Annotated in this window: 16 protein-coding genes; 12 read left to right on the top strand and 4 right to left on the bottom strand. The window is 58.5% G+C overall.

What is annotated here, in order from left to right; all coding sequences use genetic code 11:
* Positions 1 to 158: 158 nt before the first annotated feature.
* The 3 genes from puuE to ACR0B3_RS13580 all read left to right on the top strand — a co-directional run bounded on the left by puuE (position 159) and on the right by ACR0B3_RS13580 (position 3,554).
* Positions 159 to 1,577: an allantoinase PuuE gene (gene puuE / locus ACR0B3_RS13590; protein ID WP_480809546.1), complete on the top strand. Its 1,419-nt coding sequence runs from the start codon at positions 159 to 161 to the stop codon at positions 1,575 to 1,577.
* On the top strand, positions 1,574 to 2,059 hold the full coding sequence (locus ACR0B3_RS13585; protein WP_480809545.1) for an ureidoglycolate lyase: 486 nt from the start codon (positions 1,574 to 1,576) through the stop codon (positions 2,057 to 2,059). The genes puuE and ACR0B3_RS13585 overlap by 4 nt, the downstream gene beginning before the upstream one ends.
* A 67-nt stretch (positions 2,060 to 2,126) precedes the next feature.
* A complete protein-coding gene (locus ACR0B3_RS13580) occupies positions 2,127 to 3,554 on the top strand; it encodes a nucleobase:cation symporter-2 family protein (RefSeq protein ID WP_480809544.1) in 1,428 nt (475 codons plus the stop codon).
* 37 nt (positions 3,555 to 3,591) lie between these two features.
* Here the strand turns inward: ACR0B3_RS13580 and ACR0B3_RS13575 are convergent, their stop codons facing one another.
* The 3 genes from ACR0B3_RS13575 to ACR0B3_RS13565 form a co-directional block, all read right to left on the bottom strand.
* Positions 3,592 to 4,581: a type I glyceraldehyde-3-phosphate dehydrogenase gene (locus ACR0B3_RS13575; protein ID WP_480809543.1), complete on the bottom strand. Its 990-nt coding sequence runs from the start codon at positions 4,579 to 4,581 to the stop codon at positions 3,592 to 3,594.
* A 54-nt stretch (positions 4,582 to 4,635) separates the two neighbouring features.
* Positions 4,636 to 4,959 carry a hypothetical protein gene (locus ACR0B3_RS13570; protein WP_170721312.1) on the bottom strand — a complete coding sequence of 108 codons (324 nt, stop codon included), beginning with the start codon at positions 4,957 to 4,959 and terminating at the stop codon, positions 4,636 to 4,638.
* Between the two features lie 101 nt (positions 4,960 to 5,060).
* On the bottom strand, positions 5,061 to 5,894 hold the full coding sequence (locus tag ACR0B3_RS13565; protein ID WP_480809542.1) for a bifunctional allantoicase/(S)-ureidoglycine aminohydrolase: 834 nt from the start codon (positions 5,892 to 5,894) through the stop codon (positions 5,061 to 5,063).
* Between the two features lie 176 nt (positions 5,895 to 6,070).
* Here ACR0B3_RS13565 and ACR0B3_RS13560 point away from each other — a divergent pair, with 176 nt between their 5' ends.
* From ACR0B3_RS13560 to ACR0B3_RS13540, 5 genes are all read left to right on the top strand, one after another.
* On the top strand, positions 6,071 to 6,427 hold the full coding sequence (locus ACR0B3_RS13560) for a hypothetical protein (RefSeq protein WP_480809541.1): 357 nt from the start codon (positions 6,071 to 6,073) through the stop codon (positions 6,425 to 6,427).
* Between the two features lie 200 nt (positions 6,428 to 6,627).
* A complete protein-coding gene (locus ACR0B3_RS13555; protein ID WP_480809540.1) occupies positions 6,628 to 7,863 on the top strand; it encodes an acyl-CoA dehydrogenase family protein in 1,236 nt (411 codons plus the stop codon).
* A 3-nt stretch (positions 7,864 to 7,866) separates the two neighbouring features.
* The gene (locus ACR0B3_RS13550; RefSeq protein WP_480809539.1) at positions 7,867 to 8,667 is read left to right on the top strand and encodes a thioesterase family protein; all 801 of its coding nucleotides are present in this window, start codon (positions 7,867 to 7,869) and stop codon (positions 8,665 to 8,667) included.
* 22 nt (positions 8,668 to 8,689) lie between these two features.
* Positions 8,690 to 9,385, top strand: a complete 696-nt coding sequence (locus ACR0B3_RS13545) for a DUF1007 family protein (protein ID WP_480809538.1) — start codon at positions 8,690 to 8,692, stop codon at positions 9,383 to 9,385.
* The gene (locus ACR0B3_RS13540) at positions 9,370 to 10,314 is read left to right on the top strand and encodes a nickel/cobalt transporter (RefSeq protein WP_480809537.1); all 945 of its coding nucleotides are present in this window, start codon (positions 9,370 to 9,372) and stop codon (positions 10,312 to 10,314) included. The genes ACR0B3_RS13545 and ACR0B3_RS13540 overlap by 16 nt, the downstream gene beginning before the upstream one ends.
* A gap of 2 nt (positions 10,315 to 10,316) precedes the next feature.
* On the opposite strand, the gene truA is transcribed toward ACR0B3_RS13540, so the two are convergent.
* Positions 10,317 to 11,084, bottom strand: coding sequence for a tRNA pseudouridine(38-40) synthase TruA (truA, locus tag ACR0B3_RS13535; protein ID WP_480809536.1), 768 nt, complete (start codon positions 11,082 to 11,084; stop codon positions 10,317 to 10,319).
* Between the two features lie 108 nt (positions 11,085 to 11,192).
* On the opposite strand from truA, the gene ACR0B3_RS13530 reads away from it, so the two are divergent.
* Genes ACR0B3_RS13530 through ACR0B3_RS13515 form a run of 4 tightly spaced genes read left to right on the top strand, consistent with a single transcriptional unit; the run spans position 11,193 to position 14,807 of the window.
* The gene (locus ACR0B3_RS13530; RefSeq protein ID WP_480809535.1) at positions 11,193 to 12,608 is read left to right on the top strand and encodes a YcjX family GTP-binding protein; all 1,416 of its coding nucleotides are present in this window, start codon (positions 11,193 to 11,195) and stop codon (positions 12,606 to 12,608) included.
* A gap of 2 nt (positions 12,609 to 12,610) precedes the next feature.
* A complete protein-coding gene (locus tag ACR0B3_RS13525; protein WP_480809642.1) occupies positions 12,611 to 13,060 on the top strand; it encodes an N-acetyltransferase family protein in 450 nt (149 codons plus the stop codon).
* A complete protein-coding gene (locus tag ACR0B3_RS13520; RefSeq protein ID WP_480809534.1) occupies positions 13,053 to 14,042 on the top strand; it encodes a YcjF family protein in 990 nt (329 codons plus the stop codon). Before ACR0B3_RS13525 ends, ACR0B3_RS13520 begins: the two co-directional genes overlap by 8 nt.
* Positions 14,043 to 14,096: 54 nt before the next feature.
* The gene (locus tag ACR0B3_RS13515) at positions 14,097 to 14,807 is read left to right on the top strand and encodes a VIT1/CCC1 transporter family protein (protein WP_480809533.1); all 711 of its coding nucleotides are present in this window, start codon (positions 14,097 to 14,099) and stop codon (positions 14,805 to 14,807) included.
* Positions 14,808 to 14,885 lie beyond the last annotated feature (78 nt).

Genomic DNA, 14,885 nt, shown 5'->3' with positions numbered 1-14,885 from the left:
CTCTCCTATGTGTTTCGTTTGGTGTGCCACAGTCTGGGTACTCCGCAAAACGGTGGAAATGCCGAAAGAATCGGAAGCAGTATTCGGATTGATTTGATAATCAATCCCACGTTTCTGGGGTAAAGCTGTGGAAACACTTAATCTGACTGGAAGACCCTATGCAGCCGCCTCGTTACCCCCGCGACATGATCGGATACGGAGCCAACCCGCCTGATGCCGCGTGGCCCGGTGGGGCGAAACTGGCTGTTCAGATCGTGTTGAACTACGAAGAGGGTGGCGAGAATTGTGTTTTGCACGGGGATGCCGCGTCTGAGGCGTTCTTGTCCGAGATTGTCGGGGCGGCGCAGTGGCCGGGCCAGCGACACTGGAACATGGAATCGATCTATGAATACGGCTCGCGGGCCGGGTTCTGGCGCTTGCATCGGCTGATGAAAGATCTTCCAATCACTGTCTACGGTGTGGCGACGGCTTTGGCGCGCTCGCCGGATCAGGTCGCCGCGATGAAATCCGCAGGGTGGGAGATTGCCAGCCATGGCCTGAAATGGGTCGAGCACAAGGACATGCCCGAGGCCGAAGAGCGCGCCCAGATCGCCGAGGCGATCCGCCTGCATACCGAGGTCGTGGGGGATCGCCCGCGCGGCTGGTACACCGGGCGCTGTTCGGACAACACTGTGCGTCTGGTCGCCGAGGAAGGCGGCTTTGCCTATGTCGCCGATACCTATGCAGACGATCTTCCATACTGGATGCAGACCGGGGGTCGGGATCAGTTGATTGTACCCTACACGCTGGACTGCAACGATATGCGCTTTGCAACGCCGCAGGGGTTCAATGCCGGAGCCCAGTTCTATTCCTACCTGAAAGACAGCTTCGACGCGCTTTATGCGGAAGGCGAATCTGGCGCGCCCAAGATGCTGTCGATCGGCTTGCACTGTCGCCTGATCGGGCGACCGGGTCGTGTTATGGCACTAAAACGATTTCTGGAATACGCGCGCGGATACTCGGACGTGTGGTTCGCGACGCGGTTGCAGATAGCAGAACACTGGGCTGAAACGCACCCATCGGTTGTGTATCCAAAACCCTCGCAGATGGGCCGCGATGAATTTGTTTCCGCTTACGGTGGTATCTTCGAGCACTCGGTGTGGATCGCTGAGCGTGCCTATGATCTGGAATTGGGTGCGGCGCATGACACGGCGGGTGGATTGCACAATGCTCTGTCCCGCATGTTCCGGTCCGCCTCGGACGAGGAACGACTGGGTGTTTTGACAGCTCACCCCGATCTGGCAGGCAAACTGGCGCAGGCCAAGCGGCTGACACAGGAAAGCACGTCCGAGCAAGCCTCGGCAGGGCTGGATGCGCTGACGGACGAGCAACGCGCCAGTTTCACCGAACTGAACCAGCGCTATACGGAAAAATTCGGCTTCCCGTTCATCATTGCAGTGCGGGACCACAACAAAGCCTCGATCCTGAGTGCGTTCCAGCGGCGCATCGAACAGGATCGCGATGCCGAGTTTGCCGAGGCCTGCCGACAGGTCGAGCGGATCGCAGAATTCCGCTTGCGCGATGTGCTGCCCTCATGACTCGGATTGTCGCTGAACCGATCTCGGCTGAGGCTTTCGCGCCGTTTGGTGATCTGATCGATATCTCAGGTGAGCCCGACAAGATCATCAATCAGGGCCAGTGCGGGCGGTATCACGACCGGGCTAAACTGGATTTCAGTGGTGCTCGCGCGGGTATCAGCCTGTTCAACGCCAACCCCCGCGCGTTGCCTTATCAGCTGGAAATGGTCGAGCGTCATCCCGATGGCAGCCAGGCGTTCATTCCGATGACCCATCAGCCCTTTCTGGTGATCGTCGCCCCGGATGAAGGAGGGCAACCGGGGCAGCCTCGCGCGTTCTTTACACAGCCCGGACAGGCGGTGAACTATCACCTGGGAACATGGCACGGGGTTCTGACACCTCTGCATGCGCCCGGCTTGTTCGCCGTGGTTGATCGGATCGGAGACGGCCCGAACTTGGAGGAACACTGGTTCAGCTCACCGTACGAGGTGGTCGATCGCTGAAACCAGAACCGAAACCGCCGGAGAAGCGGTAAGAACCCCATAGGATCTTAGGGAGGACATTGAGATCATGGCTGAAACTTCGATAGGGACGCCCGAACAGCTTCGGGATCCGAACTACACCCCCGCTTTGCACAAGGCGATACCGCTCGGCATTCAGCACGTTCTGGCGATGTTCGTCTCGAACGTCACCCCAGCCATCATCGTGGCGGGGGCAGCCGGGTTTGGATTTGGGTCGAACTCCCCGGATTTTCCCGAACTGCTGTACCTGATCCAGATGTCGATGCTGTTCGCGGGGTTGGCGACCTTGCTGCAGACCGTCACACTGGGCCCGGTTGGGGCGGGTCTGCCGATTGTACAGGGGACGAGCTTTGCGTTCCTACCCATCATGATCCCTCTGGTCGCCGGAAAAGGCGTGGATGCCTTAGGGGCGCTGTTTTGCGGCGTCCTGGTTGGCGGCCTGTTTCACGCCTTTCTTGGTCTCTTCATCGGCAAGATACGCTTTGCGCTGCCACCGCTGGTGACCGGGCTTGTCGTGACCATGATCGGGTTGGCGTTGGTCAAGGTCGGCATACAATATGCCGCTGGTGGCGTGCCTGCGATTGGAACTCCCGAGTATGGATCGCTGCTAAACTGGTCGGCAGCATTAGTTGTGGTTTTTGTGACATTGGGCCTCAAGTTCTTTGCGCGCGGTATGCTGTCGGTGTCTGCCGTACTGGTCGGTTTGGCGATTGGTTACATCTATGCCCTGATGGTCGGCATGGTGACGTTTGAGGCCATTGGCACAAGCTGGTCACGTGCCTCTGCCTTTGCTTTGCCCGTGCCGTTTAAATATGGGTTTGAGTTCTCTCTCGCCGCGGTAATCGGCTTTTGTCTGATGTCATTCGTTTCGGCCATCGAGACCGTCGGGGACGTATCGGGTATCACCAAGGGGGGTGCAGGTCGCGAAGCAACCGACAAGGAGATCGCCGGTGCTACCTATGCAGATGGATTCGGTACCGCCGTTGCCGGCATGTTCGGCGGTTTTCCCAATACTTCGTTCAGCCAGAATGTCGGCTTGATCGCGATGACAGGCGTGATGAGCCGCCATGTCGTGACCTGCGGTGCCATTTTCCTGATCCTGTGCGGCCTTGTGCCCAAGGTCGGGGCCATTATTCGGACCGTCCCGATCGAAGTGTTGGGTGGCGGTGTGATCGTTATGTTCGGGATGGTGGTCGCGGCTGGTATCTCGATGCTGTCGGACGTGGATTGGAACCGTCGTAATATGGTGATCTTCGCGATCTCTTTGTCGATCGGTCTTGGTCTGCAGTTAGAGCCCGGCGCAGTTCAACACCTGCCGGATACGCTGCGCATTCTGATGACCAGTGGCCTGCTGCCTGCTGCGCTGATTGCAATTGTACTGAACCTGATCTTGCCGGAAGAACTGGCTGAAGAATCGACCGAAGAGGTTTCAGGTGGCATGGCTGGTCACGGTGCCGGCAGCTTGCCCCACGACTGATTGATGAACAATTCCGCAGCGCGCATTAGCGCTGCGGTCACTGCGCTTGGGCCATCAGGCGCGCAACGTCCAGCATGCGGGCCGAGAACCCCCATTCATTGTCATACCAGCCAAAGACCCGGATCTGGTTTTCACCGATCATCCGAGTCTCGGGCCCGGCCAGAACCAATGACTCGGGGCGTGATCGCAGGTCGGACGAGACCAGCGGCAGATCGGTCCAACCCAACACGACAGAGGCTTCAACGGCATTGCGGAGCGCATGGTCGAACTCTTCGGCACTCATGCCACGTTCAAGCGTGGCGACCAGATCAACGGCTGAGACACTGGCCGTTGGAACACGCACCGCAGCCCCTGACATACGACCGGCCAATTCTGGTAAGACGACATCAATCAAATGCGTGGCGCTAGAGGTTGTGGGCACCATCGACAACGCCCCAGCCCGCGAGCGGGCCAGATCGCCGCGCGGTGCGTCAACCATCGGCTGGCTGTTGGTGTAACAATGGATCGTGGTCATATGGCCGGAGACCAGACCGCCAATTTCATCGATCAGCTTGACCAGCGGGGCCAGACCATTGGTCGTGCAAGATGCATTTGAAACGATCTGGGCATTGCCCAATTGATCTTCGTTTGCCCCCAGAACCACCGTCAGTTCTGCTGCGGGTGACGGCCCAGAGATCAGGATTTTGCCCGCACCTGCGCTCAGCCCCCGGCAGGCCACATCGGATGTGCGCGCGATACCGGTGCAATCCAGCATGACATCAACGCCGGCCAAATCCACCTGCGCTAGATCAGCGCTGTGAGACATGGGAATTGCGCGGCCATCAATATTCAGCGCCTCGTCTTCGGTCGTGACCGCGCCCTGATAGGGACCGAACGTGCTGTCGTATTTGAACAGATAAGCACAGGTTTCAAGCGGTGCGATATCATTGATCAGCACCAGCTCGATATCCGAATGTTGCGGCAGGCTTAGGATCTGGCGCAGAATAGTGCGGCCGATGCGGCCGAATCCGTTGATCGCGAGTTTCATGCGCTAGCTATGGCAGGCAGATCAGGCGATCTCAATCAAAGTATTGTACCAATTTCAGTTACAGCTGACCTGTGAAAAGAACTGGCCCGAGATGTTCTGATACATGCTGGAATAGATCGCCCGACACCCGGTGGCTTTCTGAATCGCGGCCATGGCCTGGATGGTGCGCAAACGGGGTGGCGGGCCAAAAGGGTTCAGATTGTTGTTGTCCCGCGTGGCCCGATAAACCACCGGCGCGTCCGAGACCTGCGTCACCGCCCAAGTGCGGCTCATGACAAAAACGGATTTGGTTTCTTCCTTGGCGGCGACCGGGGCGGCATTGAAAGCCGAAAGGCCAAGGGTGGCAACCAGTGCAATCATCGTACCGCGCAGTAACATCGAACAATCTCCAGTGCTGAAAACTCATGTAATTTCATCAGATTCCAGTGATTCTGTGAACCCCTTTGTGAAACTTGCCTCGGCCAAGCAGAGATCATCCGTTAACGCGCGGGCAAGGACAATGGCATATGCCGGTTCACATCCTTGTAGAGCAGATAGCGAAACCGCCCCGGCCCCCCCGCGTAACAGGCCTGGGGGCAGAAGGCGCGCAGCCACATATAATCACCTGCCTCGACCTCGACCCAATCTTGGTTAAGCCGATACACTGCCTTCCCTTCCAGCACGTAGAGACCGTGCTCCATCACGTGAGTCTCCATAAATGGGATCACGCCGCCGGGTTCGAAATTGACAATATTGACATGCATGTCGTGGCGCAGGTCCTGTGGATCGGTGAATCGAGTGGTAGACCAACGCCCCTCTGTTCCGGGCATCTCGACGGGTGTCACATCGCGCTCGTTGGTAATGATTGGGTCTGGGGCGGGCAGGCCGGGCACTGCTTGATAGGCTTTGCGTACCCAATGAAAACGGGCGATGCCATCGCCCTGATTGTGCAGCGTCCAGTCGTTGCCCGGTGGAATATAGGCATATCCGCCAGTTTCCAGAACATGAGTTGCTTCGTTCAATGTCAGCGTTACGGAACCTTCGACCACAAAAATTACACCTTGCGCGTTGGGATCGGTTTCCGGCGCATCGCTGCCGCCGCCGGGTTGCACTTCCATGATGTATTGCGAAAAGGTTTCGGCAAATCCGCTCAGAGGTCGTGACAATACCCACAGGCGCGTGCCCTCCCAAAAGGGCAGAAAGCTGGTGACGATGTCGCGCATTGTGCCTTTCGGGATCACCGCATAGGCATCGGTGAACATGGCGCGGTCGGTCAGCAACTGCTCTTGCCCCGGGTGCCCGCCCGTTGGCGCATAGTATTTCGGATGTGTCATCAAATGCCTCTGGTTCGTCTGAGGCCAATATGAGGCGAACTGGCGGGCGGACCTAGCACCTGCATTGCGATAGGTTTGTTCGGGATAATTTGAAGGTGGCTACGTTGGGCTTGGCCGCACACGCATAGAGGTATATTTATGAGCGTGAAATTCATTCAAATCCGTGAGGCCCCATTATGAAAGCATTTGTCTGCACGGCGCTAGCTGCCACCTTATTCCTTGGAACCGGTGAGTTTGCTCAGGCCAAACCGCTTTCTCGAATCATCGCGGAAATGGGGCTGAGCCCTGCTGATTTCGAAGTTGTGAACGCTACATCCAACGCGTTGTTGTCATCCGGGTCCCCATCCATAGGGCAGGAACGGGCGTGGCTTAATCAGGACACCGGTTCAAAAGGGACGATCCGGGTGCAGAGCATTCAGGACAATTGCGTGATTCTCCAGCACGTTGTGCAGCCTGAAGGCGCTGAACAAGCACGTGACATCAGAACTCGACGCTGCAGAACCGCGGACGGCAATTGGATTCTGGCACCGTAGGAAACTGCGCGCTGAGCAGCGTTTGTTTGTTCTGCCAAATCCGGCGAACGGGTACTCACGCGTTCAGCAACATCGAGTGACCAGCGTCGTTGAAATTTGCCGGAGTGACGTTCCGTCACTCAACTGGACAGCGTCATAGCTGCTAAGCCATCCTCAGATACAGGCGAAGGCACGATTTGGTGCCAGAAAGAGGGTTTGGCATGACCATGACATTCGGATTGCGCGAGGAAAATCGCGCTCTACTGCAGCGTGTTGCGGATATGATCCGTGATGAGGTCATGCCGCTGGAAGAGGAATACCAGGCCGAGATCAGCAAAGGTGATCGCTGGCAATATACCGAACGCCAGAGCGAAATCCTCGAAGGGCTCAAAGATAAGGCCAAGGCGGCTGGCCTATGGAACTTCTGGCTGACGGACAGCGAAAGGGGCTTCGGTCTCAGCACAGTTGAATATGCCTATTTTGCCGAGGAGATGGGCAAAACCCCCTTAGGGGCCGAGGTGTTCAACTGCTCGGCCCCCGATACTGGCAACATGGAGGTCTTTGAACGCTACGGCTCTGATCCGATGAAAGAGCAATGGTTGAAGCCGCTGCTTGATGGGCAAATTCGGTCTGCATACTTGATGACCGAACCCGATGTGGCCTCATCCGATGCCACCAATATCTCTATGTCCTGTATGCGGGATGGGAGCGACTACGTACTGAACGGCGAGAAATGGTGGTCTTCGGGCGCGGGTGATCCACGCTGCAAGGTTTATATCGTGATGGTCAAAACCGGCGGAGAAGACTTGCCCAAACACCAGCGTCAATCCATGATCGTTGTGCCAGCAGATGCGCCGGGGATCGAGGTATTGCGTCCGATGGAGGTCTATGGCCACGACGACGCCCCCCATGGTCACATGCATATCCGATTCTCAGATGTCCGGGTCCCGGCCGAAAACATGCTGCTGGGCGAAGGGCGCGGGTTTGAGATTGCTCAAGGTCGTCTTGGACCCGGTCGCATTCACCATTGCATGCGCGCAATCGGTCAGGCTGAAGCTGCGTTAGAGCAGATGTGCAAACGATCCCTGCAGCGCGAGGCGTTTGGCAAGAAGTTGGCTCAGCTTGGCGCAAACTACGACATTATCGCCGAATGCCGGATGGAGATCGAGATGGCTCGTCTGCTCTGCCTGAAGGCGGCTTGGTATATGGATCAAGGCGACGCACGGGCGGCGGCCCCATGGATCAGCCAGATCAAGGTCGTCGCCCCCAAGGTTGCGTTGAAGGTGATTGATGAGGCCGTACAGATGTTCGGTGCGCAAGGCATCAGTCAGGATACGCCATTGGCCAATGCGTGGACACATGTACGCACCCTGCGACTGGCGGATGGGCCGGACGCTGTGCATCGCCGACAGGTCGCACGGGCCGAGTTGAAGAAATACACGCAGGAAAAAGTCTGAGCGATGACATTGGATGTGCTGGGGCAGGCGTATTTTCACCAGAATGCGCAGGGCGTGTTCGTCGGCAATGATCCGGCGCGCGGGCCCTGGTCTGCCGATCACTGCCATGCAGGCCCCGTCAGCGGCCTGATCGTTCGGGCCGCAGAAGCCGAAATTGGTCCTGAGAAGGTGCTGACCCGGCTGACAGTCGATCTGTTGCGCCCCTTACCTTTGGCTGGGCTTCGGGTCGCGGCGGAAACCACACGGCATACAAAAACGCTCGCGACCACCCGAGGCACTGTGCATGATTTGGACGATACGCTGTGTGCCACCGCAACGACGATGCATATGGTGCGCAAGGAGCTCGGGGCTATGCCCAATGTCGACCTACCCGCGCCACACATCGAGGATATGGTGGACGGCCCATTCCCAATTGGTGAAATGCGTCATGACCTGCGCGGTTTCGCGCATCATTCCCAGATCGGCTATCCAAAAGGCGGCAATCAGGGGGCTGGTCCAAAAACGGTCTGGATGCGAACGCCACCCTTGTTAGAGGGCGAGGACCCATCGCCGATTCAGGCACTTTGCCCGCTCGCCGATTGCGGCAATGGCATATCCTGGAACGCCCCAACGTCTGAGATGGGCTTTATGAACACCGACCTGACGGTGCAGATTCATCGAGAGCCCGTCTCGGATTGGCTGGCCTCTGACTCAATCTCGCACTGGCAACCTTCGGGCATCGGTATGTCGCAGTCGGTCCTGTTTGACACGCAGGGATCGGTGGGAACCGCATTGCAAACGCTTGTGTTGTTCCCACCCGGCTAAAGTGGCGAGAAACTGCGCTGTGATGCGTTATCAGATTGCCCATACCCGATACGCACCCTATCTTCTGGTCATGCGTTGGCTTGCTTTTACTCTGACATGCTGCCTGCCGGTTCCGGCATTGGCTCACCCACATGTTTTCATTGACACGGGGTTAGAGTTTGTTGTCGACGAGGCGGGCAACCTGACTCATGTGCAGGTGACATGGGCTTATGATGAGTTCTATTCATTACTGCTGCTGGAAGAATATCGCGTTGATCAGGACGGCGATGGCATTTTGACCGAAGCGGAAGAAAAGCATTTATCGGGTTTCGACGCACAATGGATCGAAGGGTATAACGGCGATCTGGTCATCCGGATGGGTGAAACTGTGATCCCACTATCCGGCCCCCTTGAGCCGAAAGCCACAACCGAGGACGCGCGCATCGTCACCACACATCTGCGTGAGGTCGAAGGGGCCCCGGTTCCGGCAAACGATCTGTCTATCAAGGCGTTTGATGAGAGTTTTTACACGGCGTATGAGATTACCCGCCCTGTTACGGTTTCGGGGCCCTTGGCGTGCAATATCGAGCGCACCGATCCGGATATCGATGCAGAATTGGCCCAGATGCAGGCATTCCTGCAATCGCTTGATGCCGACTATGATCTCGAGGAGAACGACATCCCTCTGGTTGGTGAGAAATTTGCAAGCGAGATTAGACTTTCATGTCCAAATACCTGATCGTACCTGTTGCCATTGCCTGCGGAGTATTGCTCTGGTTTTGGGGTAGCGGTGGTTTTGATCACTTGGCCGCCTGGGCCGCTGGAGAGCAGCGGGAATTTCAGAACCAGATCGCCCGTGCATTGCGCGCGGCGCGCGCCGAACAGCCTGAGGCGGTTGCGACCCTGCTGACTGTTTGTTTTGCCTACGGCTTTTTTCATGCCATCGGACCGGGCCATGGCAAGGTTCTGATCGGGGGGTACGGCCTGGGCCGCCGCGTCGCGTTCTGGCGCCTTTCTGCCATCAGCGTCCTCTCGAGCCTGGGGCAAGCGGTCACTGCGGTCGTATTGGTCTACGCGGGCGTGTTGGTGTTTCAGATGTCGCGTGAGTCGCTAGTGGGTACGACCGAACAGGTGATGGCACCGATTAGCTATGGTGCAATTGCGGCAATTGGCCTGTGGCTGGTCTTTCGCGCCATTCGCAGCTTTGCGCGGCGTCACAAGTCCCATGCATCGCACCAGCACGACCACCAGCATCATGTGCACGACCACCACCATGATCACCATCACCACGAACACGAGGTATGTTCGGATTGCGGTCACCGCCATGGCCCGACTGCGGAAGAGGTCGCTCAGGTCGGTAGCCTGCGCGAGGCATTGATCCTGATCGCGGGCATAGCCGCACGCCCCTGTACCGGAGCATTGTTTGTGCTGATCCTGACATGGCAAATGGGCATCGCAGTGGTCGGCATAGCCGGGGCTTTCGCCATGGCGCTGGGCACCGCAACCATTACTACTCTTGTCGGCTGGACCTCTTTTGGACTGCGCGGTGGGTTGCTGGCCTCTGCCTCGGCCACTCGCTTTGCGTCGGTGCTGGCCCCGACCATCGAACTGATTGCGGGTCTTATCATCGCAGTGATTGCCAGCGGGCTGTTGATGCGGGCTTTGTAATATTAACCAAACACCGGTTCAGGATATCCAACCCGCGCAAGATAGAGACCCTGCGGCGGGCAAACCGGCCCACAGGCCGCGCGATTAACCGCCTCGAGCGCTGAACGCACATCTTCAGGTGTCCATGCCCCGGCCCCCACACGCTCTAACGTGCCAACAAAGCTGCGCACCTGATTGTGCAAGAAAGACCGGGCGCTGACGTGGAAATGGATTTCGGGGCCCGAGAAGCCCTCAACCCGCTCGACCCGCAACTCGTCCAGCGTTTTGACCGGGCTGGCCGCCTGACAGATGGAGGACCTGAAGGTTGTGAAATCATGCCGTCCGATCAGCATATCCGACGCAGCCTGCATTGCCGCAACGTCCAGCATATGGTTGATTTGCCAGACCTGTCCCCGATCATGGGTCGCAGGCGCACGACGCATCAGAACGCGGAACAGATATTGCCGCTCGAGTGCCGAGAACCGTGCATGCCAGTCATCATCCACCCGCGCGGCTTTGATGATCGCGACAGGCTGTGGCTTAAGGTGGTAATTCAGCGCCTCCGACAAGCGGAACGGGTCCCACTCTTTAGCCAGATCGCAATGGGCCACTTGCCCAAGCGCGTGTACGCCTGCATCCGTGCGACCAGCGGCGGCAATGGTATGCTCACCGGGTTCGATCCGCGACAGCGCAGTCTCAATCGCACCCTGAACCGAAGGCAGCTCTTTCTGCCGCTGCCATCCGGCGAACGGTTCCCCTTGGTATTCAACTTTCAGCGCGTATCTGGGCATGCGCCGCTGGTATCGCGCCTTGCGCGGACGGGCAAGAGGGGTGAAAGCTCTGGCATGTGCCGCAACCGCTACCTATCTTGGCACAAACGATAATTGCGGGGCGACGGCTTGGTCATCTCATCCTTGGCAGACAGTCTGGTGCGCGGAGTCGAATCCGTGGGCGACCGCGTATCCGAGACCTTCTTTGAACCGGTCATCCGGCTGGGCGTCACGGGATTGGCGCGGTCAGGCAAGACTGTGTTCATCACGTCGCTGGTGGCCAACCTGCTGGATCGCGGTCGCATGACCGGCCTAATCGCGCAGCAGGAAGGGCGGTTAACCGCCAGCTATTTACAGCCGCAGCCCGACGATACCGTGCCCCGGTTTGATTTCGAAAACCACCTGTCCGCGCTTACCGGACCTACGCCGCACTGGCCGGACAGCACGCGCGCGGTGTCCGAACTGCGTCTGTCCTTCAAAGTCCAGCCCGCAGGTCTGTTGTCAGGACTACAAGGCCCACGCACGCTGCATCTGGACATCGTTGACTATCCGGGGGAGTGGCTACTGGATTTGGCCCTGCTGGACAAATCCTATGAAGACTGGTCACGAGGCACGCTGGAGCACATATCCAACCGCCCGCTGGCCGAGGCATTTCTGGCCAAAGCTCAGTCAGCCGATCCAACGGCGCCACATGACGAGCCGCAGGCGCAGGACCTTGCCCGCTGTTTCACCGACTATCTGAACGCTGCGCGCGAGGCCGGATTCTATGACTGCACACCGGGTCGGTTCCTTCTGCCCGGAGATCTCGCCGGCTCCCCCGTGCTGACCTTCGCGCCATTGCTAGTGTCCGAAGCGTCACGCCGCCGTTCACTGCACCGCGAGATGGAGCGGCGCTATGAGGCTTATAAATCGCAAGTCGTCAAACCTTTCTTCCGCGATCATTTTGCGCGGATCGACCGACAGATCGTACTGGTCGATGCGCTGGGTGCGATCCACAAAGGCCCGCAAGCGGTTGAAGATATGCGCCGTGCGATGGTCGATATCCTGTCGGCCTTCCGTCCCGGTCGCAATGCGTGGCTCAACAGGCTGCTACTGGGCAAACGGGTCGAACGCATCCTCTTTGCCGCTACAAAAGCGGATCATCTGCATCACCTGCAGCATTCGCGATTGACGGCGATCATCGAGGCCCTGACCCGCGAGGCCCGTGATCGTGCCAGCTTTGCCGGGGCCGAGACTGCTGCGCTGTCGCTGGCCTCGCTTCGCACCACAACGGAAGAGTTGCGCAGCCATAATGGCGCCGAACTGCCTTGTGTACGTGGCACGCTATTGGACAGCGGCAAACAGGCTGCATTCTATCCGGGCGATTTACCAGAAGACCCTGCCCACCTGCTAGGCCCTGCGCGCAATGGTGCCGAAGGTTGGCTGGGCGAAGATTACGGCTTCATGGCATTCGCCCCCGCGCATCTGACCTTGAACCCCGGCGATGGCCCTCCGCATATTCGGCTGGACAGGGCCGTACAGTTTTTGATCGGAGACCGGCTTTGAGCGTGATCCTTCGCTCGGCGCGCAGTACCGATGCCGGTACAACAGGCGCAATTCTGCACGGGTTCGCGCGCGACAACGACTGGATGCCGGAACTGCATTCCGAGGCTGAAACCATCGCGTTTTGCGGCCGCATGATCGATCTGGGCTGGGTCACGGTCGTCGAACTGCAGGGGCGGGTGGCCGGGTTTTTGGCATTGAACGGTGACGAGGTACAGTCGCTCTATCTGGCAGCGGAGGCCCGAGGGCGGGGGATCGGGCGACGACTGCTTGATCATGCGAAAGCACAGCGCCCTACGCTCAGCTTGTATGCGTTTCAGGCCAACCACCCAGCCTGCCGCTTCTACGAACGCAACGGGTTTGTAGAGGTCGCGCGCGGCGATGGCTCTGAAAATGACGAAAACCTGCCCGATATCAAATATGTCTGGACACGCGAGGAGAAGGGCGATGGCTAAAGGTCCGGTCCTGATTGATCTGGAAGATGACACCCCGGCAGCCGATGTTTCAACCGCGCCGCCGGTGCCCGATCTCACGCCTCCGCAGGGGCAAGCGATGCAAGCGGCTGTTCGATTTGCAGCGCGGAGACCTTCGGCTTTGTCGCGCTGGTTTTGGGGTTTGGCTCTTGCGGTCGTAGGGGCTGTGATTTCGGTCGCTGCGTGGGATTTTGCCTTCTCTCTGCTGGAACGCGCGCCGGTTCTGGGCTGGATTGTTACCGGATTGATCGCAGCGCTTCTGCTGGTTGTCTTGATAATCGCGCTGCGCGAGTTGGCTGCAATCAGCCGTCTTTCGCGCGTAGATGGCCTGCGCCGCGCCGCCGATGCTGCGTTGGCGGATGAGGACCTGTCGCAGGCCCGAACCGTTACCAATCGCCTGATTACATTCTACAGTGGGCGCGATGAAACCCGCTGGGGCCGAGACCGGTTGAAGGAACGGATTGGCGAACAATTCGACGCCGCAACCTTGCTGACACTGGCCGAAGACGAACTGTTAGCCCCGCTAGATGCCGCCGCTAGCCGCGAGGTTGAAGCGGCAGCCAGACAGGTCGCAACGGTTACCGCTCTGGTGCCTTTAGCGCTTGCCGATGTCGCTACCGCGCTGGCAAGCTCATTGCGAATGATCCGACGTATTGCCGAGATCTATGGCGGGCGAGCTGGGTTTTTGGGCAGCTGGCGGCTGACCCGTGCGGTATTCGTGCACCTGGTCGCAACCGGCGCAGTGGCGGTGGGGGATGACCTGCTGGAGCCGATCCTGGGCGGTTCGGTTCTTAGCAAATTGTCACGTCGATTTGGCGAAGGGCTGGTCAACGGCGCACTCACCGCTCGCGTGGGCGTTGCCGCGATGGAGGTCTGCCGACCTCTGCCTTTCTCGAAGCGCCACAAGCCTTCGACCCGAGGCATGATCAAACGCGCGCTCAGCGGGCTGTTTTCCAAGACTTGATCTGGCGCAATGTCTTAGCCGGCGCCGTCCCGCATAAAGCGGATGGAGCCAGCCATGACCGACCACGGCCACAGCCAGCAAGAGATATCCCAACGGATCAACGCGCCGCCTGGGCGTGGTGTGTTGCGTGATGTGGTCTATGGCGGCATCGATGGCTCGGTGACGACCTTTGCCATTGTTGCAGGAGTGGCTGGGGCGGGGCTGTCACCCTTCGTGATCGTTGCACTGGGTTTGGCCAATGTGCTGGCGGATGGGTTTTCGATGGCGGCGGGGAACTATTCGGGAACCAAGGCAGAGCTTGATAATATCCACCGCATCCGCGCCATAGAAGAGCAACACATCAGGCTGTATCCGGAAGGAGAGCGCAACGAAGTCCGCGAAATCCTTGCACAAAAGGGCCTTTCGGGCAGTGTGCTGGATGAGGCAACGGATGAGATCACCTCGAACCATGACAACTGGATCGATTTGATGATCGAAGGCGAATACGGGTTGGGCAGCGTTGATCCGCATCCCATAAAGGCCGCGATGGCGACGTTTTTTGCCTTCTTGGTCGCCGGGATGATTCCGTTGCTGCCATTTCTGCTGTCCTTTGAGGATGCGTTCAACGTATCGGCTTGGATGACGGCAGGTGTATTCTTTGCAATTGGCGCCATGAAAAGCCGCTGGTCGCTTGCGCCATGGTGGAGGTCGGGTGGAGAAACCCTGCTGATCGGAGGTGCCGCGGCCGCCATCGCCTTTTGGGTGGGGTCACTCTTTCATCCCTGAACTGCGCCTTTGTCGCAGTTGGTTCAATCGGACTGGTTCTTGAACACTGGTCCGATAGGGTAACGAAAACAGACGCGG

It is taken from the genome of Ruegeria sp. CE9 (assembly GCF_056537425.1).
This window is presented reverse-complemented; position numbering and strand designations above follow the sequence as displayed.